19 protein-coding genes are annotated in these 22574 nt (G+C 61.5%); 13 read left to right on the top strand and 6 right to left on the bottom strand.

Annotation, left to right across the window (positions count from 1 at the left end; genetic code table 11):
* Window positions 1–75: 75 nt before the first annotated feature.
* The 3 genes from LVS58_RS10855 to LVS58_RS10845 form a co-directional block, all read right to left on the bottom strand.
* Window positions 76–1035: a glucokinase gene (locus LVS58_RS10855; RefSeq protein ID WP_233691062.1), complete on the bottom strand. Its 960-nt coding sequence runs from the start codon at window positions 1033–1035 to the stop codon at window positions 76–78.
* Complete coding sequence (edd, locus tag LVS58_RS10850) at window positions 1032–2858, bottom strand: phosphogluconate dehydratase (protein WP_233691061.1); 1827 nt, start codon at window positions 2856–2858, stop codon at window positions 1032–1034. The genes LVS58_RS10855 and edd overlap by 4 nt, the downstream gene beginning before the upstream one ends.
* 71 nt (window positions 2859–2929) lie before the next feature.
* On the bottom strand, window positions 2930–3124 hold the full coding sequence (locus tag LVS58_RS10845) for a hypothetical protein (protein ID WP_233691060.1): 195 nt from the start codon (window positions 3122–3124) through the stop codon (window positions 2930–2932).
* On the opposite strand from LVS58_RS10845, the gene gap reads away from it, so the two are divergent.
* The 6 genes from gap to LVS58_RS10815 all read left to right on the top strand — a co-directional run bounded on the left by gap (window position 3123) and on the right by LVS58_RS10815 (window position 9856).
* Window positions 3123–4124 (top strand): type I glyceraldehyde-3-phosphate dehydrogenase, encoded by a 1002-nt coding sequence (gap, locus tag LVS58_RS10840; protein ID WP_003255058.1) that lies wholly within the window; start codon window positions 3123–3125, stop codon window positions 4122–4124. The genes LVS58_RS10845 and gap overlap by 2 nt on opposite strands.
* 191 nt (window positions 4125–4315) lie before the next feature.
* Window positions 4316–4828: an RNA polymerase sigma factor gene (locus LVS58_RS10835; protein ID WP_003255059.1), complete on the top strand. Its 513-nt coding sequence runs from the start codon at window positions 4316–4318 to the stop codon at window positions 4826–4828.
* A gap of 88 nt (window positions 4829–4916) precedes the next feature.
* Window positions 4917–5879 (top strand): FecR family protein, encoded by a 963-nt coding sequence (locus LVS58_RS10830; protein WP_233691059.1) that lies wholly within the window; start codon window positions 4917–4919, stop codon window positions 5877–5879.
* A 127-nt stretch (window positions 5880–6006) separates the two neighbouring features.
* The gene (locus tag LVS58_RS10825; protein WP_233691058.1) at window positions 6007–8595 is read left to right on the top strand and encodes a TonB-dependent receptor; all 2589 of its coding nucleotides are present in this window, start codon (window positions 6007–6009) and stop codon (window positions 8593–8595) included.
* 198 nt (window positions 8596–8793) lie between these two features.
* A complete protein-coding gene (locus tag LVS58_RS10820; protein WP_233691057.1) occupies window positions 8794–9387 on the top strand; it encodes a biliverdin-producing heme oxygenase in 594 nt (197 codons plus the stop codon).
* Between the two features lie 55 nt (window positions 9388–9442).
* Window positions 9443–9856 carry a YbaN family protein gene (locus LVS58_RS10815; protein WP_233691056.1) on the top strand — a complete coding sequence of 138 codons (414 nt, stop codon included), beginning with the start codon at window positions 9443–9445 and terminating at the stop codon, window positions 9854–9856.
* Here LVS58_RS10815 and arcD (LVS58_RS10810) read toward each other — a convergent pair.
* Window positions 9836–11263 (bottom strand): arginine-ornithine antiporter, encoded by a 1428-nt coding sequence (gene arcD / locus LVS58_RS10810; protein ID WP_233691055.1) that lies wholly within the window; start codon window positions 11261–11263, stop codon window positions 9836–9838. The genes LVS58_RS10815 and arcD (LVS58_RS10810) overlap by 21 nt on opposite strands.
* A 437-nt stretch (window positions 11264–11700) precedes the next feature.
* On the opposite strand from arcD (LVS58_RS10810), the gene arcD (LVS58_RS10805) reads away from it, so the two are divergent.
* The 7 genes from arcD (LVS58_RS10805) (at window position 11701) to gltS (ending at window position 20058) form a co-directional block, all read left to right on the top strand.
* On the top strand, window positions 11701–13128 hold the full coding sequence (gene arcD, locus LVS58_RS10805) for an arginine-ornithine antiporter (RefSeq protein ID WP_233691054.1): 1428 nt from the start codon (window positions 11701–11703) through the stop codon (window positions 13126–13128).
* Window positions 13129–13161: 33 nt separating this feature from the next.
* The gene (gene arcA, locus LVS58_RS10800; protein WP_233691053.1) at window positions 13162–14415 is read left to right on the top strand and encodes an arginine deiminase; all 1254 of its coding nucleotides are present in this window, start codon (window positions 13162–13164) and stop codon (window positions 14413–14415) included.
* A 69-nt stretch (window positions 14416–14484) separates the two neighbouring features.
* Entirely contained in the window at window positions 14485–15495 is a 1011-nt protein-coding gene (locus LVS58_RS10795; RefSeq protein WP_010952185.1) for an ornithine carbamoyltransferase, read from the top strand.
* Window positions 15496–15676: 181 nt separating this feature from the next.
* Complete coding sequence (gene arcC / locus LVS58_RS10790; RefSeq protein WP_233691052.1) at window positions 15677–16606, top strand: carbamate kinase; 930 nt, start codon at window positions 15677–15679, stop codon at window positions 16604–16606.
* Between the two features lie 56 nt (window positions 16607–16662).
* Window positions 16663–17031, top strand: a complete 369-nt coding sequence (locus tag LVS58_RS10785; RefSeq protein WP_233691051.1) for a DUF5064 family protein — start codon at window positions 16663–16665, stop codon at window positions 17029–17031.
* 145 nt (window positions 17032–17176) lie between these two features.
* Complete coding sequence (locus tag LVS58_RS10780; RefSeq protein ID WP_233691050.1) at window positions 17177–18685, top strand: sigma-54-dependent transcriptional regulator; 1509 nt, start codon at window positions 17177–17179, stop codon at window positions 18683–18685.
* Between the two features lie 167 nt (window positions 18686–18852).
* Entirely contained in the window at window positions 18853–20058 is a 1206-nt protein-coding gene (gltS, locus tag LVS58_RS10775) for a sodium/glutamate symporter (RefSeq protein ID WP_233691049.1), read from the top strand.
* A 91-nt stretch (window positions 20059–20149) separates the two neighbouring features.
* Here the strand turns inward: gltS and LVS58_RS10770 are convergent, their stop codons facing one another.
* Both LVS58_RS10770 and LVS58_RS10765 read right to left on the bottom strand, forming a co-directional pair.
* Window positions 20150–20647: a RidA family protein gene (locus tag LVS58_RS10770; protein ID WP_233691048.1), complete on the bottom strand. Its 498-nt coding sequence runs from the start codon at window positions 20645–20647 to the stop codon at window positions 20150–20152.
* A gap of 77 nt (window positions 20648–20724) precedes the next feature.
* Entirely contained in the window at window positions 20725–22116 is a 1392-nt protein-coding gene (locus LVS58_RS10765) for an NAD(P)/FAD-dependent oxidoreductase (RefSeq protein ID WP_325175979.1), read from the bottom strand.
* Window positions 22117–22574: the final 458 nt, after the last annotated feature.

The raw sequence follows: 22574 nt of genomic DNA, 5'->3' as shown, positions 1-22574 counted from the left end.
GGTCCTTCCTTTTGTTGATTGCAGGTCTTTTTGCCTGCTGTCGGGTATTGCCATTGGCGCCGCAAAGCGGCCCCATCAGTGATCCAACGCCTGCTGCAACGCTACCCCTGCCCCCTCCAAGCCGGAAAACTCCGCCGTCACCAGCCACACCGGCACCCCGGTAAAATAGCCACTCATACACCCCTTGTCGGCAAAACTCGCGGCAAACCCGCTACGCAGGAACAGCTCTGCAAAGCGCGGAATCACACCGCCCACAATATAGACCCCGCCTCGCGCGCCCAGCGTCAGCACATTGTTACCTGCCACTCGCCCGAGGAAACGACAGAACTGCTCGACCACCGCCAGCGCCTGCGGCTCACCGCCCAGTGCGGCATCGGTGATATGCGCCGGGGTCTTGTGCCTGGGCGTGTCGCCGTCCAGCGCACAGATCGCCTGGTACAGCCGCACCAGGCCCCCCCCGCTGAGCACGGCCTCGGCACTGACATGGCCGATCTGACTGTGGATCTGCTGGTGGATTGCCGCTTCGCGAGCATTGCCTACCGGCAAGTCAACGTGCCCGCCTTCACCCGGCAGGGCCCGCCAGTGCTGTTCGCCCAGACGCAGTAACGAGCCCACACCCAGGCCAGTACCTGGCCCGATCACCAGTGCCGGCCTCAAGGGGTCGGCCTGGCCGGGGCACACCTCGCGGAACTCCCCTTCGCGCAGACGCGTCATGCCCAGCGCCATAGCGGTGAAATCATTGATCAGCAGCAGTCGCTCGACCTGCAAGGTCTTGCAAAATGCCGTGCGACTCAGGCGCCAGTGGTTGTTGGTGAAACGAAATTCATCGCCATCGACCGGGCCGGCCACCGCCAGACACACCGCCGCCAGGCCACCACGGGCGATACCTTGGCTTTCCAGGTAGGCCTCGATGGCCTGCTCGGGGTTGGTGTAGTCCGCGGTGGCGAAAACGTTTACCTCATGCAGCTGGTTGTCACGCCATAGCGCAAAACGGGCATTGGTGCCACCAATATCACCCACCAGCAGGTGCTTCATTTGAGGTGCTCCAGGGCCGAGGTAAAGGCACTGGCGCCCTGCTCTGCCGGGCTGAACGCCATGCGCATGAAGCCGAACAGCTCGCGCCCGCAACCCAGGTCGTTGCCCTGGGGCGCCGGCGGCAGCTCGCGGCTGGCCAGTTCTTCGGCCGACACCATGATCCGCAACGTGCCTTCGACACCGTCGACCCGCACGATATCACCATCGCGCACCCGCGCCAGCGGGCCGCCGTCGTAAGCCTCCGGGCAAACGTGGATGGCCGCGGGGATCTTGCCCGAGGCACCGGACATGCGCCCGTCGGTCACCAGCGCAACCTTGTAGCCACGGTCCTGCAATACACCGAGGAACGGGGTGAGCTTGTGCAGTTCCGGCATGCCATTGCAACGCGGGCCCTGGAAGCGCACCACCGCGACAAAGTCACGCTCCAGCTCACCGGCCTTGAACGCGTCGGCCAGCGACTGCTGATCCTGGAACACCCGCGCCGGGGCCTCGACCACCTGGTGCTCGGGGGCGACGGCAGACACTTTCATCACGCCACGGCCCAGGTTGCCTTCCATCACCCGCAGGCCGCCTTCGGCCGAGAATGGTCGCGACACCGGGCGCAGAATGCTTTCGTCCAGGCTTTGTAGCGGCCCTTCGCGCCACACCAGCTTGCCATTGTCGAGGAAGGGTTCCTGGGTGTAGCGGCGCAGGCCATGGCCGGCCACGGTGTTGACATCTTCGTGCAACAGGCCGGCATCGAGCAGTTCACGAATCAGGAAGGCCATGCCGCCGGCAGCCTGGAAGTGGTTGATGTCGGCCTTGCCGTTGGGGTACACGTGCGACAGGGTCGGCACCACTTCGGAGAGGTCGGCCATGTCCTGCCAGGTCAGCTGGATACCTGCAGCCTGGGCAATCGCCGGGATGTGCAGGGTGTGGTTGGTCGAGCCGCCGGTAGCGTGCAGCGCGACGATGGAGTTGACCAGCGCCTTCTCGTCGACGATTTCGCCCAGCGGCATGAAGCTGCCGCTGGCCTTGGTCATGCGCGTCACCTGCCGCGCAGCCTCGGCGGTGAGTGCGTCGCGCAGCGGCGTGTACGGGTTGACGAACGAGGCGCCCGGCAGGTGCAGCCCCATCACTTCCATCACCAACTGGTTGGTGTTGGCGGTGCCGTAGAAGGTGCAGGTGCCGGGGCTATGGTAGGAATTCATCTCGGACTCCAACAGCTCTTCGCGGCTGGCCTTGCCTTCGGCATAGCGCTGGCGCACATCAGCCTTCTGCTTGTTGGAGATGCCGGAAACCATTGGCCCACCCGGGACGAAGATGGTCGGCAGGTGGCCGAAGCGCAGCGCGCCCATCATCAGGCCGGGGACGATCTTGTCGCAGATGCCCAGCATGAGTGCCGCGTCGAACATGTTGTGCGACAGCGCTACCGCCGTGGACATCGCGATCACTTCACGGCTGGCGATAGCCAGTTCCATGCCCGGCTCGCCCTGGGTCACCCCGTCGCACATGGCCGGCACGCCACCAGCGAACTGGCCGACCGAGCCGACCTCGCGCAGGGCCTGCTTGATCTGCTCGGGGAAGTGCAAATAAGGCTGATGGGCAGACAGCATGTCGTTGTAGGCCGAGACGATGGCCACGTTGGCCGCGTTCATCAGGCGCAGCGTCTGCTTGTCTTCGCTGCCGCAACCGGCCACGCCATGGGCGAAGTTGGCGCACTGCAGGCTGGCACGCATGGGGCCTTCACTGGCCGCACCGCGAATCAGTTGCAGGTAGCGTTCGCGGGTGGCGCGGCTGCGTTCGACCAGCCGCTGGGTGACCTCAAGGATGCGCGGATGCATGTACAGGACTCCAGGCTAATTGTAAGGGCGGTTTACCGGGCATTTCCCCTCCAAACGATTGCGGCCTAGGCTCATGGTGAGGAGCCCGCTGCATCGGTGGAGGCACGTTGCCCAACCACTCGTTGTATATTTAAACAAAATACTGCCACTAAAAAGGCTTGTTTTCTATCAGCCAGTGAATAATCTTGTAATTCCAACAACAAAACCGTTTCAGTGAAGCTCCTTTGTGCCACAGGTTTCACTCGAACTGCCAGAGGTACTGCCATGACCCTTCGCATCGCCATCAATGGATTCGGCCGAATCGGGCGCAACGTCCTGCGCGCACTGTATACCCAAGGCTACCGCCAGGATCTGCAGGTCGTCGCCATCAACGACCTGGGCGACAGCGCCATGAATGCCCACCTGCTCAAGTACGACAGTGTCCACGGCACCTTCGACGCGACCGTCGAGGCCGACCACGAAAGCCTGACGGTCAACGGTGACCGTATCGCAGTCAGTGCCATTCGCAATCCGGCCGAACTGCCCTGGAAGGCCGAGGCGATCGACGTGGTGTTCGAGTGCACCGGACTGTTCACCGACCGCGCCAAAGCCGCGGCGCACCTGGCCGCCGGGGCGGGCAAGGTGATTGTCTCCGCACCGGCCAAGGGTGCCGATGCCACTGTGGTGTACGGGGTCAACCACGACATCCTGCGGGCCTCGCACCAGGTCATTTCCAATGCCTCCTGCACCACCAACTGCCTGGCGCCGATCGCCCAGGTGCTGCACCGAGAGTTCGGCATCGAGCAAGGCCTGATGACCACCATCCACGCCTACACCAACGACCAGGTGCTGACTGACGTTTACCACAGCGACCCGTACCGCGCGCGTTCAGCCACCCAGTCGATGATCCCGAGCAAGACCGGCGCCGCCGAGGCCGTGGGCCTGGTGCTGCCGGAGCTGGCCGGCAAGCTGACCGGCATGGCGGTGCGGGTGCCCGTCATCAACGTGTCGTTGGTGGACCTCACCGTCAACCTCAAGCGCGAGGCCACGGCCGAGCAGGTCAACCAGCTGTTCCTCGAGGCCAGCAAGCATTCCAAGGTATTGGGCTACAACGCCCTGCCATTGGTTTCCTGCGATTTCAACCACAACCCGCTGTCGTCGATCTTCGATGCCAACCACACCCGGGCCAACGGGCGGATGCTCAAGGTGCTGGCCTGGTATGACAACGAGTGGGGGTTCAGCAACCGGATGCTGGATAACTGCCTGGCGCTGCACAGGGCTGGCTGAGCATGACAAGGCATTTTCGGCGCCTATGAAATCGAGCGCCGCCCGCGCGGCGCTCGATTTCAAATACACAGAAAATCCTCCGCCAAGCGCCTGCAGACTCACAATCTTTACCTTTTCCTGATATTTCCACACTTGACCTGAAGCAAGGATGATAAGCATTATCATTAACCTTTCGTCGGCCAGGTCCCCCCGTGAGTCAGTCCCGGTTCAACTCCGTCTTCCTCGTTCAGCGCCTCACCCTGCTGCGTACCCTGCAGCGCATGGTCGGTAACCCCAGCACGGCCGAAGACCTGCTGCAGGAAACCTACCTGCGGGTGTCCCGCGCGCTGGGAGAGCGGCCCATCGAGCACATCGAGCCGTTCGTTTTCCAGACCGCGCGCAACCTGGCGCTGGACCACCTGCGTGCACGCCGGGTGCAGGCACGCATGCTGGTCGACGACGTGCCCGACGAAGTGCTGCACAGTGTTGCCGCGCCCGCCACCAGCAGCGAGGATGCCGCACACGCCGAGCAGTTGCTCAAGCACCTCAGCGTCAGCCTCAATCAACTGAGCGAGCGCCAACAACGCATTTTCATCCTTAGCCGCCTGCATGGCGCCACCTATCTGGAAATCGCCGAACAATTGAGTGTTTCGCCCAGCACGGTACAAAAGGAACTGAAACTGATCATGGCAATCTGCATGGGTGTTGCCGAACGACTCAAGTAAGCTGACCGCCGGCGAACGGCAACGCAAAGCCCTTGCCACGCCACGCCTTAGTCTTGATCATTCGCAAAAAACCCTTCAAGGATTCACCGTGACCGACAGCCCTGCCCCTCGCCCGTCACCTGCCAGGCCTGATGCCCGTGCTCGTGCCATGGACGAGGCGCTGGACTGGCTGGTGCGCCTGCAATGCGCAGATGCCGAGGACACCCAGGCCTTTGAAGCCTGGCTGAGCGCCGCGCCAGAAAACGCCGAGGCCTATGTGGAGGCTGAGGCACTGTGGAACGGTGCGCCGTTGCATCAGGTGGCCACGCACATGCACCAGCAGCAGCGCCGCTCATGGCGCAGGCGCCTGCGCAGTCACTGGAAACCCCTGGCCACCGCAGCGCTGCTGCTGGTCGGGTTGTTCACCGTCGGTAACCTGCCCATTCGCCTGCAGGCGGACCACCTTACTGTGGTCGGCGAGCGCCAGCGCCTGCAACTGGAAGACGGCGCAAAGGTGCTGCTCAACACCAATTCAGCCTTTGCCAGCGAACGCCAGAACGGCCGCCAGATTGCTCGCCTGCTTCAGGGCGAGGCTTACTTCCAGGTCCCCGAGGGCGCGCAGCTGCCGCTGGAGGTGGAAGCCGGGCCGTTGCGCGCACAGGTGCGCGACACCGACTTTGCCGTGCGCTACCTTGACGGCGAGGCTCAGGTACGGGTGCAACGCGGCGATGTCGACCTGCAGGGCGAGCGTGACCAGCGCATCCGCCTGAGTGCCGGCGACAGTATCAGCGTCGGCCCCCAAGGCTTTGGCCAGCGCCAGCGCCCCGACATGCACAAGGACCTGGCTTGGATCGACGGCCGCCTGGTGTTCGAGAACTGCCCGTTGAGCCAGGTGCTGGCCGAAGTGCAGCGGTACTACCCGGGCTGGATCATCAACCGCAATGCGCAGTTGGAGAACGTTGCCGTCACCGGCAACTACCGCCTCGACCAGCCGCTGGAAACCCTGCGCGCACTGGCCCACATCACCTCGGCGCAATTGCATGAGTACCCGGCGCTGGTCATCCTGAACTGACCCCCTGAATTATTTTTACGCGATCGCACTCGCCCGCCCGTCTCGTTATAGCCAATGCAACTGATTCTTGTTTAAAAACAAGAACAGCCATCACCTATAACAGCCCGCGCGTCTGGGAGCGCTTCCGATGTCCACTGGTCCTACCCGCTCGTCCAACCTTCCCCGCCGTACAGGACAACTGTCCCTGTTGACCCTTGCCCTGCTCGCCAGCGGCGCCTGCAGCCTGCCGGCGCTGGCCGCCGAGCCGGCCCAGGCCAGCAGCCCGCGCATGGGCGACTACCGCTTCAGCATCGGCCAGCAGCCACTGGTGTCGGCGATCAACGCCTTTAGCCAGGTCACCGGCTGGCAGGTCGGCTTCAGCGCCGAGCTGGCCGACGGCGTGGCTTCGCCAGGCGTACAAGGTTCACTGCCGCCAGATGCTGCCCTCAAACGCCTGTTGCGGGGTACCGGGCTGAGTTTTCGCAAGATCAGCAAAGGCAATGTGGTACTTGAGCGCCAAACCGCAAGCAACGTGATCGCTCTGCAACAGGTGACCGTCAGCGCCACCCGCAGCGCACAGGACGTCAGCCAGGTGCCGAGCACTGTCAGCGTACAGACCCGTGAGCAACTGGACCGGCAGAACGTGAACAATATCCAGGATCTGGTGCGCTACGAGCCGGGGGTGTCGGTATCCGGAACCGGCCAACGCAGCGGGCTGAACGGCTACAACATCCGTGGTATCGACGGCGAGCGAATTCTCACCCAAGTCGACGGCGTGTCGATCCCCGACAGCTTCTTCTACGGCCCTTACGCCCAGACCCAGCGCAACTACGTCGACCCGGAAATCGTCAAGCGCGTGGAAATCCTCCGCGGCCCGGCCTCGGTGTTGTATGGCAGCAACGCCATTGGCGGCGCGGTGAGCTACTTCACCCTCGACCCGGACGACATCATCAAGCCCGGCAAAGACGTGGGTGCACGCCTGAAAACCGGTTACAGCTCGGCCGACGAAAGCTGGCTGACTTCCGCCACCGTCGCCGGCCGCCAGGGTGATTTCGACGGCCTGCTGCACCTGAGCCAGCGCAACGGCCACGAGACCGAAACCCACGGCGGCCACAGTGGCGACGGCCTGGCGCGCACCGAAGCCAACCCGATGGACGTGCGCACCACCAACGTGCTGGCCAAGCTGGGCTGGAACTACGCCGACGACGCGCGCCTGGGGTTCACCTACGAGCACTACAAGGATGACCGCGACCAGAACATCCTCAGCGCGGTGGGTGGGCCGTTCATCCCCGGCTTCGGTGGCATGAACTCGTACCGCATGCGCCAAGGCAACGACACGATCACCCGAGAACGCTTCGGTCTCAATCATGAATTCGGCCTCGATAGCGTGGTCGCAGATCACGTCAAATGGAGCCTCAACTATCAGATCGCGAAGACCGACCAACGTACCGATGAGCTGTATGTCGCCTCGGGACGCCAAGTGCTTCGGGACCGGCAGACTACCTACAAGGATCGCCAGTGGGTATTCGACGCCCAGTTGGACAAGGCCTTCAGCATCGGCCAAACCGACCACCTGTTCACTTACGGCACCACACTCAAGCAGGAGAAAGTCACCGGCTCACGTAGCGGCACCGGCACTTGCCTGAACATCGGTGGTACCTGTACAGCCATCGGGCAGGACAGCGCGCGTGACGGGCAGGCCTTGGTCAGCGACTTCCCGGACCCGACCGTGAATACCTACAGCCTGTTCGTACAGGATGAAATCCGCTGGAACAACTGGACCTTCATGCCCGGCGCACGCTACGACTACACCCGTATGGCGCCCAAATTCACCGAGGCTTTCCTGCGTGGTCTGGAGTCCAGCGGCACGGCGCCTACCTCCCAGGACGATTCGGACAAGAAGTGGCACCGCGTCTCGCCCAAGTTCGGCCTGACCTACGCCTTCAACGACCATTACACCTGGTACGGCCAATATGCAGAGGGCTTCCGCACACCGACCGCCAAAGCCATGTATGGCCGCTTCCAGAACCTGGACCAAGGCTACCGCGTGGAGGGTAACCCGAACCTTGAGCCCGAAAAGAGCAAAAGCTACGAAACCGGCCTGCGTGGCAACTTCGACGCCGGCAACTTCGACGTGGCGGTGTTCTACAACAAGTACCGTGATTTCATCGACGAAGATGCCGTGCAAAGCGCCAACCTGGAACAGACCTTCCAGGCCAACAACATCAAGCACGCCACCATCAAGGGTGCCGAATTCAAGGGCCGCCTGAACCTGGACCACTTCGGCGCACCGCAGGGACTCTATACCCAGAGTTCGATTGCCTACACCTATGGTCGTAACGATGACACCGGTCAACCATTGAACAGTGTCAACCCGCTCAAGGGCGTGTTCGGCCTGGGCTACGAGCAGCAGAACTACGGTGGCTTGCTGAGCTGGACACTGGTCAAGCGCAAGACCCGTGTCGACGACAGCACCTTCTATTCGCCTGACGGTTCCACCTCCAAGTTCCGCACCCCGGGCTACGGTGTGCTGGACCTGACCGGCTACTACAAGGTCACCGACGACGTCACCATCAATGCCGGGCTGTACAACCTCACCGACAAGAAATACTGGCAGTGGGATTCGGTACGCAGCTACGACGGGCAGGGTGAAGCGGCTGTGACCCAGCCAGCCAACATCGACCGGCTTACCATGCCGGGGCGCAATTTCGGTATCAATGTGGTTTGGGATATCTGACCTGAGCTGCCACTGGTAGATGTGTTCCGTCAGTACCGGCCCCTTCGCGGGTAAACCCGCTCCTACACACAAGGCCTCGTAGGAGCGGGTTTACCCGCGAAGGGGCCGGTACTGGCAACGCAAATACCGGTTTTTTTACTGTCCCGCCCCCGCTGTTTCGTCTTGTCTCTAGACGCCCTCTTTCCAAGGACTGCCCCCATGACCGAACGCCCAGCCCTGCGCTCCCAGCGCCTGAACCAGATCACCCACGCCCCGCACGCCGAACTGGATGCCCTGGTCAAATCCCACGCGCCTTTCGACAGCCGCGAAAGTTTCGCCCGCTTCGTCGTCGCGCAGTATCTGTTCCAGTCCGAGCTGCAGGCCCTGTACAACGACCCTCAACTGATCGCCATCGTCCCTGACCTGGCTGAGCGCTGCCGTGCCGACCAGGCCCGTCTGGACCTCGCCGACCTCGACACCGAAGTACCGGCCGCCGTGCCGGGTGCCGTGGACACGCCGAGCCTGGGCGAGGCAATGGGCTGGATCTTCGTCTCCGAAGGCTCCAAACTGGGTGCTGCGTTTCTGATCAAGCGTGCCGTGGCCCTGGAATTGTCCGACACATTCGGTGCCCGTCACCTGGGAGAGCCCGCCGGTGGCCGTGCCGAAGGCTGGAAACAGTTCACCCGCATCCTCGATGGCCTGGCGTTCTCGCCTGAAGAGGAAGCGGCTGCCGAACGCGGTGCAGTGGCCGCCTTCGAGCGCTTCACCGAGTTGCTCAAGCACGCCTACGCTGCGGATGCCGCGCTGGCCTGATATCGCCGTAGACGGCCGCCCCTCCGGTGGCCGAACCGTTTTATGCAGTGAGAACATGACCCTACCAGCCCGCTCGAAACTCGCTCGCCTGTTGTATGGAATCCTGGCCTACGTGAGCCTCGGGGTGGGCCTGGTCGCCATCGTGATTCCGGGCTTGCCGACCACAGAGTTCATCCTGCTGGCCGCCTGGGCCGCCACGCGCAGCTCACCGCGCCTGTCGGCCTGGCTGGAGAACCATCGGCTGTTCGGGCCGATTCTGCATAACTGGCGCAACGGCAAGGTTATCCAGCGCCGGGCCAAGGTCAGTGCCACCATCAGCATGCTGTTGTGCGCGGGCCTGATGCTGACCTTTCTGGAACACCACTGGCCGGTATTCCTGGCAATCGTCGGCATGACCTTGGGCAACCTGTGGATCTGGTCACGCCCGGAACACGCCTGCGCTGCCCCGTCACAAGCTCAACAGCCCTGAATACAGGGCGTAGGCCGCCAGTGCGGCACCCACCAGCACGGCGGCGAAAATCAGCTTTTCCCAGGCCGTGAACAACGTCTGCCCCTGCTCGTGCTTGGCCCTGGCGAACAGGATGACGCCGGGGGCGTACAGCAGCGCCGAAAGCAACAGGTACTTGAGCCCGCCGGCATACAACAGCCACATGGCATACAGCAGGGCAACCAGCGCCACCAGCAAGTCCTTGCGCCGCAACCTCGGCTGCCCGGCATAGGTTTCTGCGCGCACCGCCAGCAGCACGGCATACGCCGCAGACCACAGGTAGGGCACCAGGATCATCGACGAGGCGAGGTAGATCAGGCTGGTGTAAGTACCGGCGGAGACCAGCGTAATCAGCAGGAAGCCTTGAATCATGCAGTTGGTCAGCCACAGGGCGTTAGCCGGCACATGGTTGGCGTTTTCCTTGGCCAGAAAGCGCGGCATGGTCTTGTCCCGCGCCGTGGCGTAAAGGATTTCGGCACACAGCAGCGCCCATGAAAGCAAAGCACCAAGCAGCGAGACCGCCAGGCCGAGACTGATCAGCAAGGCCCCCCAGGGGCCGACGATATGCTCCAGCACCGAGGCCAGTGAGGGGTTCTGCAGCCCGGCCAGTTCCGGTTGGGTCATGATGCCCAGCGACAACACGTTGACCAGCACCAGCAGCGCCAGCACACCCAGAAAACCGATGACCGTGGCCTTACCCACGTCTGACCGACGCTGTGCGCGCCCGGAATACACGCTGGCACCCTCTATGCCGATGAACACGAATACGGTCACCAGCATCATATTGCGTACCTGCTCCAGCACGCTGCCGAATTGTGGGTTGCTCAAGCCCCAGATATCCCGGGTGAAGATATCGGCGCGGAAGGCAAATGCAGCGATCACCACAAAAATCAGCAAAGGCACCACCTTGGCCACGGTGGTGAACTGGTTGATGAAGGCCGCCTCCTTGATGCCGCGCAACACCAGAAAATGTACCGACCACAGCAGCAGCGAGGCACAACCGATGGCGATGGGTGTGTTGCCTTCGCCGAACACCGGGAAGTACAAGCCCATGGTGCTGAACAGCAGCACGAAGTAACCGACGTTGCCCAGCCAGGCGCTGATCCAGTAGCCCCAGGCCGAGGAAAAGCCCATGTACTCGCCGAAGCCGGCCTTGGCGTAGGCATATACCCCCGAGTCCAGTTCCGGCTTGCGGTTGGCCAGGGTCTGGAACACGAAGGCCAGGGCCAACATGCCGACTGCGGTGATCCCCCAGCCGATCAGCACTGCGCCCACATCAGCCCGCGCGGCCATGTTCTGCGGCAGCGAGAAGATCCCGCCGCCAATCATCGACCCGACCACCAGCGCGATCAGCGCGCCCAGGCGCAGCTTTTGTCCCGGTTCGCTCATGAGCCTCCCTTTTCTTCCAGCCCTGTCATGCGTTTGAAACAGTCGTGCGGGCTATATAAATATCGTTACTTATACTAAAGACGTGCGTCCAAGCTCTATCCCTAATAACTGCTCTGTCTATGTACCCGCTCTGTCAAAACTAGCAGCAGTCCGGCAACTAGAAAAGAAACTGATAAAACTCGAAATTCCTGTGAAAAATTTGCGAAAGCGGCAAAAGCGGCTAATTTCAAGCTTCGCAGGCTGAACAGAGCGTTTGCTCTAGAAAGACATGGAGGTGCCAGCACGCAAGGCCTGCAGCTCAAGCTGTCGGCACTCTCCAGGAGCACCCGTGAAGGAAATTTCCTACCTTCACGTCGCCTTAAACTGACGCAAGTCAGGTCAAGGCAACGGCGTCAGACCTATTCTGTCGTCAACTTTCTCCTGGCAGGAGTTGTTAAATGTCTGATTCATCCGGAAAACTAAAGCTCGGCGCATTAGTTGCACTTGTCGTCGGCTCGATGATTGGCGGCGGTATCTTCTCGCTGCCGCAAAACATGGCCGCCAGCGCAGGGGTTGGGGCCGTGCTGATCGGCTGGGGGATCACCGCGATCGGCATGCTGACCCTGGCCTTCGTGTTCCAGACCCTGGCCAACCGCAAGCCTGACCTGGATGGCGGGGTGTATGTCTATGCCAAGGCTGGTTTCGGCGACTACATGGGCTTTTCCTCGGCCTGGGGCTACTGGATCAGCGCCTGGCTGGGCAACGTCGGCTACTTCGTACTGCTGTTCAGCACCTTGGGTTACTTCTTCCCGATCTTCGGTGAAGGCAACACCCCAGCCGCCATCATTGGCGCGTCGATCCTGTTGTGGGCGGTGCACTTCCTGGTACTGCGCGGCATCAAGGAAGCGGCCTTCATCAACCTGGTCACCACGGTGGCCAAAGTGGTGCCGCTGGTGCTGTTCGCCCTGATCTGCCTGTTCGCCTTCAGGCTCGACATCTTCACCGCCGATATCTGGGCCGTAGGCACGCCAGAGCTTGGCAGCGTCATGAACCAGGTGCGCAACATGATGCTGGTCACCGTGTGGGTGTTCATTGGCATCGAAGGCGCGAGCATCTTCTCGTCCCGTGCGGAAAAACGCTCTGACGTGGGCAAGGCCACGGTCATCGGCTTCATTACCGTGCTGCTGTTCCTGGTGCTGGTCAACGTGCTGTCGCTGGGCATCATGACCCAACCGGAGCTGGCCAAACTGCAGAACCCGTCGATGGCTGCCGTGCTGGAACACGTAGTCGGCCACTGGGGCGCGGTGCTGATCAGCGTCGGCCTGATCATCTCGCTGCTGGGGGCCCTGCTGTCGTGGGTGCTGCTGTGCGCCGAGATCATGTTCGCCGCCGCCAAGGACCACACCATGCCGGAGTTCCTGCGCCGCGAGAACGCCAACCAGGTACCGGCCAACGCCCTGTGGCTGACCAACGCCATGGTGCAGATTTTCCTGGTCATCACGCTGTTCTCAAGCAGCACCTACCTGTCTCTGATCTACCTCGCCACCTCGATGATCCTGGTGCCCTACCTGTGGTCGGCAGCCTATGCGTTCTTGCTGGCACTGCGCAGCGAAACCTACGAACAGGCCCTGGCCGAACGCAAGAAGGACCTGATCATCGGTGGCATCGCCCTGTTGTACGCCATCTGGCTGCTGTACGCCGGCGGCGTGAAATACCTGCTGCTCTCGGCCCTGCTCTACGCACCTGGCGCCATCCTGTTCGCCAAGGCCAAGCGTGAGGTGGGCAAACCGGTCTTCACCAACGTGGAAAAACTGATCTTCGCAGCCGTGGTCATTGGCGCCCTGGTGGCAGCCTTTGGCCTGTATGACGGCTTCCTGACCCTTTGACCCACGTCTTCGCTCAATTGGAGGAATGAAACCATGTCCGCTGAAAAACAGAAGTACGGTGTCCACTCCGAAGCCGGCAAGCTGCGCAAAGTAATGGTTTGCGCCCCGGGCCTGGCGCACAAGCGCCTGACGCCGAGCAACTGTGACGAACTGCTGTTCGACGATGTGATCTGGGTCGACCAGGCCAAGCGTGACCATTTCGACTTCGTCACCAAGATGCGCGAGCGTGGTGTGGATGTGCTGGAGATGCACAACCTGCTGACCGATATCGTGCAGAACAAAGAGGCCCTCAAGTGGATCCTCGACCGCAAGATCACCCCTGACACCGTCGGCGTAGGCCTGACCAACGAAGTGCGCAGCTGGCTCGAAGGCCTGGAGCCACGCCACTTGGCCGAATTCCTGATCGGCGGCGTGGCAGGCCAGGACCTGCCGCAGAGCGAAGGCGCCGAAGTCGTGAAGATGTACAACGACTACCTGGGCCATTCCAGCTTCATCCTGCCACCACTGCCCAACACCCAGTTCACGCGCGACACCACCTGCTGGATCTACGGCGGCGTGACGTTGAACCCGATGTACTGGCCAGCGCGTCGCCAGGAAACCCTGTTGACCACCGCCATCTACAAGTTCCACAAGGCGTTCACCGAGGCCGACTTCCAGGTGTGGTATGGCGACCCGGACAAGGACCATGGCAATGCCACGCTCGAAGGCGGTGATGTGATGCCGATCGGCAATGGCATCGTGCTCATCGGCATGGGCGAGCGCACCTCGCGCCAGGCCATCGGCCAACTGGCACAGAACCTGTTCGCCAAGGGTGCCGTCAAGGAAGTGATCGTCGCCGGCCTGCCAAAGTCCCGCGCCGCCATGCACCTGGACACGGTATTCAGCTTCTGCGACCGCGACCTGGTCACGGTATTCCCGGAAGTGGTGAAAGAGATTGTGCCCTTCATCATCCGCCCGGACGAAAGCAAGCCTTACGGAATGGATGTACGCCGCATCAACAAGTCGTTCGTCGAAGTGGTGGGCGAGCAACTGGGCGTCCAGCTGCGCGTGGTCGAGACCGGCGGCAACAGCTTCGCCGCCGAGCGCGAACAGTGGGATGACGGTAACAACGTGGTGGCCATCGAGCCGGGCGTGGTCATCGGCTACGACCGCAACACCTACACCAACACCCTGCTGCGCAAGGCCGGCATCGAGGTCATCACCATCAGCGCCGGCGAACTGGGCCGGGGCCGTGGCGGCGGCCACTGCATGACCTGCCCGATCGTGCGCGACCCGATCGACTACTAACGACCATTACGCCCGGCCGCACCTATGAAGTGGCGGCCGGGACATCACCGAATTCAAGGAGAATCTGTCATGGCGTTCAACATTCACAACCGCAACTTGCTCAGCCTGGAACACCACACCACCCGCGAGTTGCGCTACCTGCTGGACCTGTCCCGCGACCTCAAGCGCGCCAAGTACACGGGCACCGAGCAGCAGCACCTGAAGGGCAACAACATCGCCCTGATCTTCGAAAAAACCTCCACCCGTACCCGTTGTGCCTTCGAAGTCGCAGCCTATGACCAGGGCGCCAACGTCACCTACATCGACCCCAACTCCTCGCAGATCGGCCACAAGGAAAGCATGAAGGACACCGCCCGTGTGCTCGGGCGCATGTATGACGCCATCGAGTACCGTGGCTTCAAGCAGGAAATCGTCGAAGAGCTGGCCAAGTTCGCCGGCGTACCGGTGTTCAACGGCCTGACCGACGAATACCACCCAACCCAGATGATCGCCGACGTGCTGACCATGCGTGAGCACAGCGACAAGCCGCTGCATGACATCAGCTACGCCTACCTGGGCGATGCCCGCAACAACATGGGCAACTCGCTGCTGCTGATCGGCGCCAAACTTGGCATGGATGTGCGCATCGCCGCGCCCAAGGCACTGTGGCCGCATGACGACCTGGTCGAGCGCTGCAAGCAGTACGCCGAAGAAAGCGGCGCACGCATTACCCTCACCGAAGACCCGAAAGCCGCAGTCAAGGGTGTCGACTTTGTCCATACCGACGTGTGGGTATCGATGGGCGAGCCGATCGAAGCCTGGGGTGAGCGCATCAAGCAGCTCAAGCCTTATCAGGTGAATGCCGAACTGATGAAGTCCACCGGTAACCCGCGGACCAAGTTCATGCACTGCCTGCCGGCATTCCACAACTCCGAAACCAAGGTAGGCAAGCAGATCGCCGAACAATACCCGGACCTGGCCAACGGCATCGAAGTGACCGATGACGTGTTCGAGTCGCCAGCGTGCATCGCCTTCGAGCAGGCGGAAAACCGCATGCATACGATCAAGGCGATCCTGGTATCGACCCTGGCTGATCTGTAAGGGCTGTCTCGATAGCGCGGCCACCCCGGCCTTGTGTGTGTAGGAGCGGGTTCACCCGCGAAAGCGTCGGCAGCTCCAAGAGCTTTACCTGGGCTGACGCATTCGCGGGTAAACCCGCTCCTACACCTGGGAGCGGGGCGGTCCGAGAGCAGCGTCCCCTCTTTCATCAAAGGACATTCCCATGCGTATCGTTGTTGCATTGGGCGGCAACGCCCTGCTTCGTCGCGGCGAGCCCATGACCGCTGACAATCAGCGCGCCAATATCCGCACCGCCACCGAACAGATCGCCAAGATTCACCCTGGCAACGAGCTGGTCATCGCCCACGGCAACGGCCCGCAAGTGGGTCTGCTGTCGCTTCAGGCCCTGTCGTACAAACCAGACGAGGCGTACCCGCTAGACGTGCTGGGTGCCGAAACCGAGGGCATGATCGGTTACATGATCGAACAGGAACTGGGCAACCTGCTGGCCTTCGAGGTGCCATTCGCCACCTTGCTCACCCAAGTGGAAGTGGACGCCAACGACCCGGCCTTCAAGGATCCGACCAAGTTCATCGGCCCGGTCTACAGCAAGGAAGAGGCCGAGCGCCTGGCCAAGGACAAGGGCTGGGTGGTCAAGGCCGACGGCGACAAGTACCGCCGCGTGGTGGCCAGCCCGAAACCCAAGCGTATCTTCGAAATTCGCCCGATCAAGTGGCTGCTGGAAAAAAGCAGCATCGTGATTTGCGCAGGCGGTGGCGGCATCCCCACCCTGTACGATGAAAACCGCAAGCTCAAAGGCGTCGAGGCGGTGATCGACAAAGACCTGTGCTCGGCGCTGCTGGCCGAGCAATTGGAAGCCGACCTTCTGATTATCGCCACCGACGTCGATGCAGCCTACATTGACTGGGGCAAACCGACGCAGAAGGCCATTGCCCAGGCCCACCCGGACGCGTTGGAAAAGCTGGGGTTCGCCGCCGGTTCCATGGGGCCGAAGGTGCAGGCCGCCTGCGACTTTGCCCGCAACACCGGCAAGGTGGCGGTGATCAGTTCGCTGGAGAACATCGAAGACATCGTCAAAGGCACGGCCGGCACTCGGGTTTCCACCGCGAAGCCGGGGATCAGCTACCGTTGAATGCAGTCGGCGGGCTTACGCGGCCCGCCATTTTCGACCTTCCAAAGGAGATAGCCATGGCCCAGTATCACTCCGGTCATGTACACATCGAGCGCACTGCGCTGAACAACGCCGACCACAGCTATGACCTGAACATCGAGTACGAGGCCGTGTCGGACCCCAAGGAAGGCAGAGGTATTCAGTTCCACATGCATGGCAGCATCGAAGGCAAGACGGTGGAAGAAAAGTTCTTCCTGGCCAAGGACCAGGTCTTGCCCAGCTTCCTCATGCTGCTGACCCGCAAGGCGCAGTCGTATCTGGCGCCGCCTAAGAAATTCGAGACCCTGAGTTCGCCGCACAAGCTCTATGACCATATGTTTGCGGACATTCGCGAAAAGCTCGATGTGAAATCGGGCGACCCGATCAAACCTGAACATCTGGAGTGACCCTCTTCGCGCGCAAGCCCGCCCCCGCATGACCGCAGCAACCCTGCGGGAGCGGGCGCCCCCGCGAATGCGCCACCGCCGACCTTGGGCCTGAACCCCGTCTCAGGGCATACTGGCGGCCTCCGTCGCCAACTGTTCGAACCCCATGCGCATCCACGTCAGCTTCATCGACCGCGTCGGCATCACCCAGGAAGTCCTCGCCCTGCTCGGTGCCCGCAACCTCAACCTGGACGCCGTGGAGATGGTCCCGCCGAACGTCTACATCGACGCCCCCACCCTCAGCCCCGCCGTGCTCGAAGAACTGCACGACGCGCTGTTCGAAGTACACGGCGTGCAATCGGTGGACGTGGTCGACATCCTCCCCGGCCAGCGCCGCCACCTGCAGCTCGATGCCCTGCTGGCCGCCATGAGCGACCCGGTGCTGGCGGTGGACAGCGCAGGCGTGGTGCTGTTGGCCAACCCGGCGCTGATCGCACTGTGCGGCCGCGAATCTGCCGGACGCTCGGTGGGCGAGCTGTTTGGCGACCCGGCGCTGCTGCAAGCCCTGCTGGACAACAACTTCCACCTGCCCATGCGCGAGATGCAGCTGAACGGCCATAGCCTGCTGCTGGACGCCATGCCGATTACCAACGCTGGTGGACTGCTGACGCTGTACCCCCCCTCGCGCATGGGCGAACGCCTGTCGGCCTTGCACCACGACCACGCCGAAGGCTTCGATGCCTTGCTTGGCGAATCGCCGGTCATCCGCACCCTCAAGGCCCGCGCCTTGCGCGTGGCTGCGCTGGATGCGCCGCTGCTGGTGCATGGTGAGACCGGCACCGGCAAAGAACTGGTAGCCCGCGCCTGCCATGCCGTCAGCAGCCGCCACGCGGCCCCGTTTTTGGCCCTGAACTGCGCCGCGCTGCCCGAGAGCCTGGCCGAAAGCGAACTGTTCGGCTACGCGCCCGGGGCCTTTACCGGCGCTCAACGGGGTGGCAAGCCTGGGCTGATGGAACTGGCCAACCAGGGCACCGTGTTTCTCGATGAAATTGGTGAAATGTCGCCATACCTGCAAGCCAAGCTGCTGCGTTTTCTCAGCGATGGCAGCTTCCGCCGGGTGGGTGGCGACCGTGAAGTGAAGGTAGATGTGCGCATCATCAGCGCCACCCACCGCGATCTGGAGCGCATGGTCGCCGAAGGTAGCTTTCGCGAAGACCTGTTCTATCGTCTGAACGTGCTTAATCTGGAGGTACCGCCGCTTCGCGACCGTGGCCAGGACATCCTGATGCTGGCGCACTTCTTCATGCAGCAGGCCTGCACACAGATTCAGCGCCCAGCCTGCCGCCTGACGCCGGCCACCCATTCGGCACTGCTGGCCAACCCGTGGCCGGGTAATGTGCGCCAACTGCAGAACGTGATCTTCCGCGCCGCGGCCATCTGCGAGGGCAACCTGGTGGATATCGGCGACCTGGACATTGCCGGCACCTCGGTAGCACGCGGGCAGGATGGCGAAGTGGCCAGCCTGGAACAGGCCGTGGGTGATTTCGAGCGTGAGCTGCTGCAACGGTTATATGCCAGCTACCCCTCGACACGGCAATTGGCCGGGCGCTTGCAAACTTCGCATACTGCTATCGCCCAGCGGCTGCGTAAATATGGAATCCCGGGCAAGGCCTGATATTAGCGGAAATAACGCAGTTGCTATTCAGGCTTTTCCTACGTCAGTGAAAGATACTCTCCCACATATGCCTCGTAGAATGGTGACAGTGTAATTCCACCTGTCATCCCACGTATCCGCCCCCAAGGCGGGGAGTGGTTCGCTACTGGATAGAACGAGAGCACCTGATGTTTGAACTCGATTTTTACGGGACACTTGTAGCCGCCTCTTTAGTCCTGTTACTGGGTCGCGGCCTGGTCGCGCGCATGGGTTTCCTGCAAGCCTACAATATTCCGGAACCTGTTGCCGGAGGCCTGGTAGTCGCCATTGCACTGCTGGCGTTGCGCAGTTTCGATGTCCACGTGCAGTTTGATACTTCGTTGCAAACCCCTCTGATGCTGGCATTTTTTGCCACCATTGGTCTGAGCGCAGATTTCGCCAGCCTGAAAAAGGGTGGACGCGTAGTGATTGTGTTCTTGCTGGTAGTGACCAGCCTGCTGCTGGTGCAGAACGGCATGGGTATCGGGCTGGCCACGGCATTGGGGCTCGACCCGCTGATGGGCCTGTTGGCAGGGTCGATCACCTTGTCGGGTGGTCACGGTACCGGTGCTGCCTGGGGCGCAACGTTCAGCGAAAAATTCGGCCTGGCCTCGGCCTCCGAACTGGCGATGGCCTCGGCCACCTTTGGGCTGGTGCTCGGAGGCCTGATCGGCGGCCCAGTGGCCCGGCTGTTGATTAAACGGGTAAAAACACCGGGCCCTGAGCAAGAAATGCCGCAACTGCCCAAAGGCTTCGAGCGCCCAGACAAAGAGCGGCTGATTACCCCGTTTTCATTTGTTGAAACACTTGCGCTGATTGCAGTCAGTTTGCTTGCCGGGTCGTTACTCAATGGCGCGCTCAAAGGTACTGCATTCGAGTTGCCTACCTTCGTTTGTGTGCTGTTCGTGGGTGTATTGTTGCGCAATGGCCTGTCGGCGTTCGGCTTTTACCGAGTGTTCGAACGGGAAGTTTCGGTACTGGGCAACGTCAGTTTGTCGCTGTTCCTGGCCATTGCCCTGATGTCGTTAAAACTGTGGGACCTGGCAGCACTGGCGCTGCCGTTCTTTATATTGCTGGCCGCGCAGACATTGGTCATGGCTCTGTTTGCCATCTTCGTGACGTTCAGGGTGATGGGCCGCAACTATGATGCCGCTGTGCTGGCTGCCGGGCATTGTGGCTTCGGCCTGGGGGCTACGCCTACGGCGATTGCCAACATGCAAGCAGTCACCCAGCGCTACGGGGCCTCGCACCTCGCCTTCCTGGTGGTGCCGATGGTAGGCGCGTTCTTCATCGACATCATCAATGTGATCGTGATCAAGCTGTACCTAGCGCTGCCCTTGTTCATCACAGGCTAAGCCATTCGGCGGCTCTGTCGACACGGCCTTGCGTCACGCAAGATCAGCCAGCCCCGGGCATGGCTAGCTCGGAGCTGACGTACATCTTGGTTCAGGGACGAACCGCTGTCACTTCGATCTCGACGCGCCAGGCAGGGTCGGCCAGGCCGGCAATCTGGAACGCGGAGCGCGCAGGAAGGACCGGCTGCTTGGCAGCGGGCCCAAAGAACTGGGTATAGCCGGCCATGAAACCGTCGAAATCCATCTTCCCGCCGTTCTCCGGCCCGCCCACCAGGAACACCTGCATCTTCACCACGTCGGTGAGGCCAAGGCCAAGCTCTTTCAACTGCTGCTGAATGTTCTGCAGCACACTGATGGTTTGTGCCTTGGTATCCCCGTAGGCTTCCAGCGAGTTCTTGGGCGCATCAGGATGGATCACCGACGGGACGGAACCGCTCAGGTAGACGACCGTCTTCCCTGCGGGCACCTCTACAGCCGACGAGATTGGGAAACTGCCGGCGCCATGGCGCACGATCTCTTGTGCCTGGGCGCTTGCGGCACCTGCGAGTGCCATAGCCATTGCTGCTGCGGTGTTGATAGCGACTTTCATGCTGTTCTCCTGATGATTGCCAAAAATGTGCACGCATCTTCGATACGCGCAGGGGTCATTCCATTGCGCCAGGCGGCTTAGAATCGGTACAGGCTGAAGGGTTTCGGGTCCAGCACCGGCGCCTTGCCAAGCAACAGATCGGCCGACAGTTCGGACGACACCGGGCTTTCCGTCATCCCCCACCCGGTTGCGGTGTTGAGGACCAGCCCCGGGTACTCCTTGACCTGCGAAATGATGGGGTTCTCATCCGGAGCAATGGCCATGGCTCCGCTCCACTGATCGATCAGCTTCGCATCACTGAAGGCTGGGAACTCGACCTTGAGTTTTTCCAGAGATGCGTTCAGCTCCGGAAGGTCCGGGGCCGCCGTCATCAGCCGGTTTTTCTCGAAAGGCGAAACTTCGTCCAGCTTCCAGTGCGTTGGCTGGATGAACGAATCAATCAGCTGCCTGTTGAGCGAGATGTGCACCGGGAAGTCCGGTATGGCCAGCAGAGGCAGGTACTTGTAGCCGTACATGAACGACTCTTTTACCACCGGGGCAACCACGACACGCGGCGATGTGGCATAGGTGCCGTCGGCCTGCTCACGGAAGTAGATATTGCCTGGCAATGCCACGTTGCCACCGGGCGCACGGGGGGCCGCACTGATGATTTGCTGGGACTGGTAAGCGGGCAAGGTAGGTACATCCACGCCCAGGTTTTGCATGAACAACCTGGACCAGGCGCCGCCCGCCACGATCACCCGCGAAGTGCGGATGGCGCCTTTCTCGGTCACCACATCAGAGATGGCGCCAGCCTGGGTCTCCAGGCCCCTTGCGGCACAGTGGGTATAGATACGCACGCCCATTTGCTTGGCGTACTCCGCCATGACGAACGATGCGCGCTCGGCATCCAGGCTACCGGAATCTTCTTCGAAACCCGCGACCGTCCAGTTCGACGATGCTCCACGCAGGCGCTGTTCAAGTTCATTGCCCTGGATGATTCGCGTCTTGAACGGTATATCCGCTGAAACTTCACGGCTTTTGATATCGATCCATTTTCTGACGCCTTCCAGGTCTTCTTCATCGAACGGCACTTCAACCCGGCCTTGCGTGCGATAACTGGTATCGGCACCCACTTTGGCATTCATTTCGCGCCAACGTTGCTTGGCAAGATGGTGCAACTGGAACGTTGCGTCCGGCATCTTGTAGGTCATGACCTGGCCATAAAACCTGCACGACTGCTCGCCGGCAATCTCACCCTTTTCAACGACAACGACCGACAGGCCACGCTCGACAAGGTTGATTGCAGTCATGAGCCCAAGGATGCCAGCCCCCACGACAACGACGTCTGCCTGCCCAGGAAGCGCACCCGCGGTGCCTTCAACATAGCCAAACCGCGGTTTGCCGGGGATCAACCTGCCTTCGCGGGTCAGCAAGGGGGTCAGGACCCCGGCGCCACCCGCCACAGCCAAGACGCCGCCCCCGATCAAAAAATTACGCCTCGTCATTCCCATGACAGTTCCCTTTCCTGGTATTCGATGTTGTTTGCCATAAGCCCAGCCAGCAAGGCACATGCTTGCGCCGACCGCCGTTGAAGGCGGCTATTTTGGTGAGCCTCGGTGGCCTGACACATCGCTGAGGGCAAATACTTAGTTCAGGCATTTGAAAACTATCGCGGAGGGGACGTGCCACGCACTGTATCGATTTAAATACACCGTATTTAAATCAATACACTTCCCTGCGGGCGCTGCTGTGCAAGGGTTTGATCGCCAAATGCTTTTTGCCTGCTGTCATTGCGTAGCGTTTTCGCTACAGAAACGCCGCCACGTGATCAGAGACAAGTCTTAACTCGTTGTTTTATATAAATATTTATAGGTTGGCCGTGTTTTTGCTATAGGAATCCCAACCCTAAGCGTGCGGGTCACCGCGCCCTGCTTCCCGAGGATTC

Source organism: Pseudomonas sp. JR33AA (assembly GCF_021378985.1).
In the GTDB taxonomy this organism is placed as follows: domain Bacteria; phylum Pseudomonadota; class Gammaproteobacteria; order Pseudomonadales; family Pseudomonadaceae; genus Aquipseudomonas; species Aquipseudomonas alloputida.
The sequence above is the reverse complement of the archived record's forward strand: the minus strand, read 5'-3'. Positions and strand labels throughout refer to the sequence as shown.

Coding starts and splice junctions, on each gene's coding strand:
- LVS58_RS10855 (WP_233691062.1), bottom strand. CDS start 1,035: ATGAAGCACCTGCTGGTGGGTGATATTGGTGGCACCAATGCCCGTTTT.
- edd (WP_233691061.1), bottom strand. CDS start 2,858: ATGCATCCGCGCATCCTTGAGGTCACCCAGCGGCTGGTCGAACGCAGC.
- gap (WP_003255058.1), top strand. CDS start 3,123: ATGACCCTTCGCATCGCCATCAATGGATTCGGCCGAATCGGGCGCAAC.
- LVS58_RS10845 (WP_233691060.1), bottom strand. CDS start 3,124: ATGGCAGTACCTCTGGCAGTTCGAGTGAAACCTGTGGCACAAAGGAGC.
- LVS58_RS10825 (WP_233691058.1), top strand. CDS start 6,007: ATGTCCACTGGTCCTACCCGCTCGTCCAACCTTCCCCGCCGTACAGGA.
- LVS58_RS10820 (WP_233691057.1), top strand. CDS start 8,794: ATGACCGAACGCCCAGCCCTGCGCTCCCAGCGCCTGAACCAGATCACC.
- LVS58_RS10815 (WP_233691056.1), top strand. CDS start 9,443: ATGACCCTACCAGCCCGCTCGAAACTCGCTCGCCTGTTGTATGGAATC.
- arcD (WP_233691055.1), bottom strand. CDS start 11,263: ATGAGCGAACCGGGACAAAAGCTGCGCCTGGGCGCGCTGATCGCGCTG.
- arcD (WP_233691054.1), top strand. CDS start 11,701: ATGTCTGATTCATCCGGAAAACTAAAGCTCGGCGCATTAGTTGCACTT.
- arcA (WP_233691053.1), top strand. CDS start 13,162: ATGTCCGCTGAAAAACAGAAGTACGGTGTCCACTCCGAAGCCGGCAAG.
- LVS58_RS10795 (WP_010952185.1), top strand. CDS start 14,485: ATGGCGTTCAACATTCACAACCGCAACTTGCTCAGCCTGGAACACCAC.
- arcC (WP_233691052.1), top strand. CDS start 15,677: ATGCGTATCGTTGTTGCATTGGGCGGCAACGCCCTGCTTCGTCGCGGC.
- LVS58_RS10785 (WP_233691051.1), top strand. CDS start 16,663: ATGGCCCAGTATCACTCCGGTCATGTACACATCGAGCGCACTGCGCTG.
- LVS58_RS10780 (WP_233691050.1), top strand. CDS start 17,177: ATGCGCATCCACGTCAGCTTCATCGACCGCGTCGGCATCACCCAGGAA.
- gltS (WP_233691049.1), top strand. CDS start 18,853: ATGTTTGAACTCGATTTTTACGGGACACTTGTAGCCGCCTCTTTAGTC.
- LVS58_RS10770 (WP_233691048.1), bottom strand. CDS start 20,647: ATGAAAGTCGCTATCAACACCGCAGCAGCAATGGCTATGGCACTCGCA.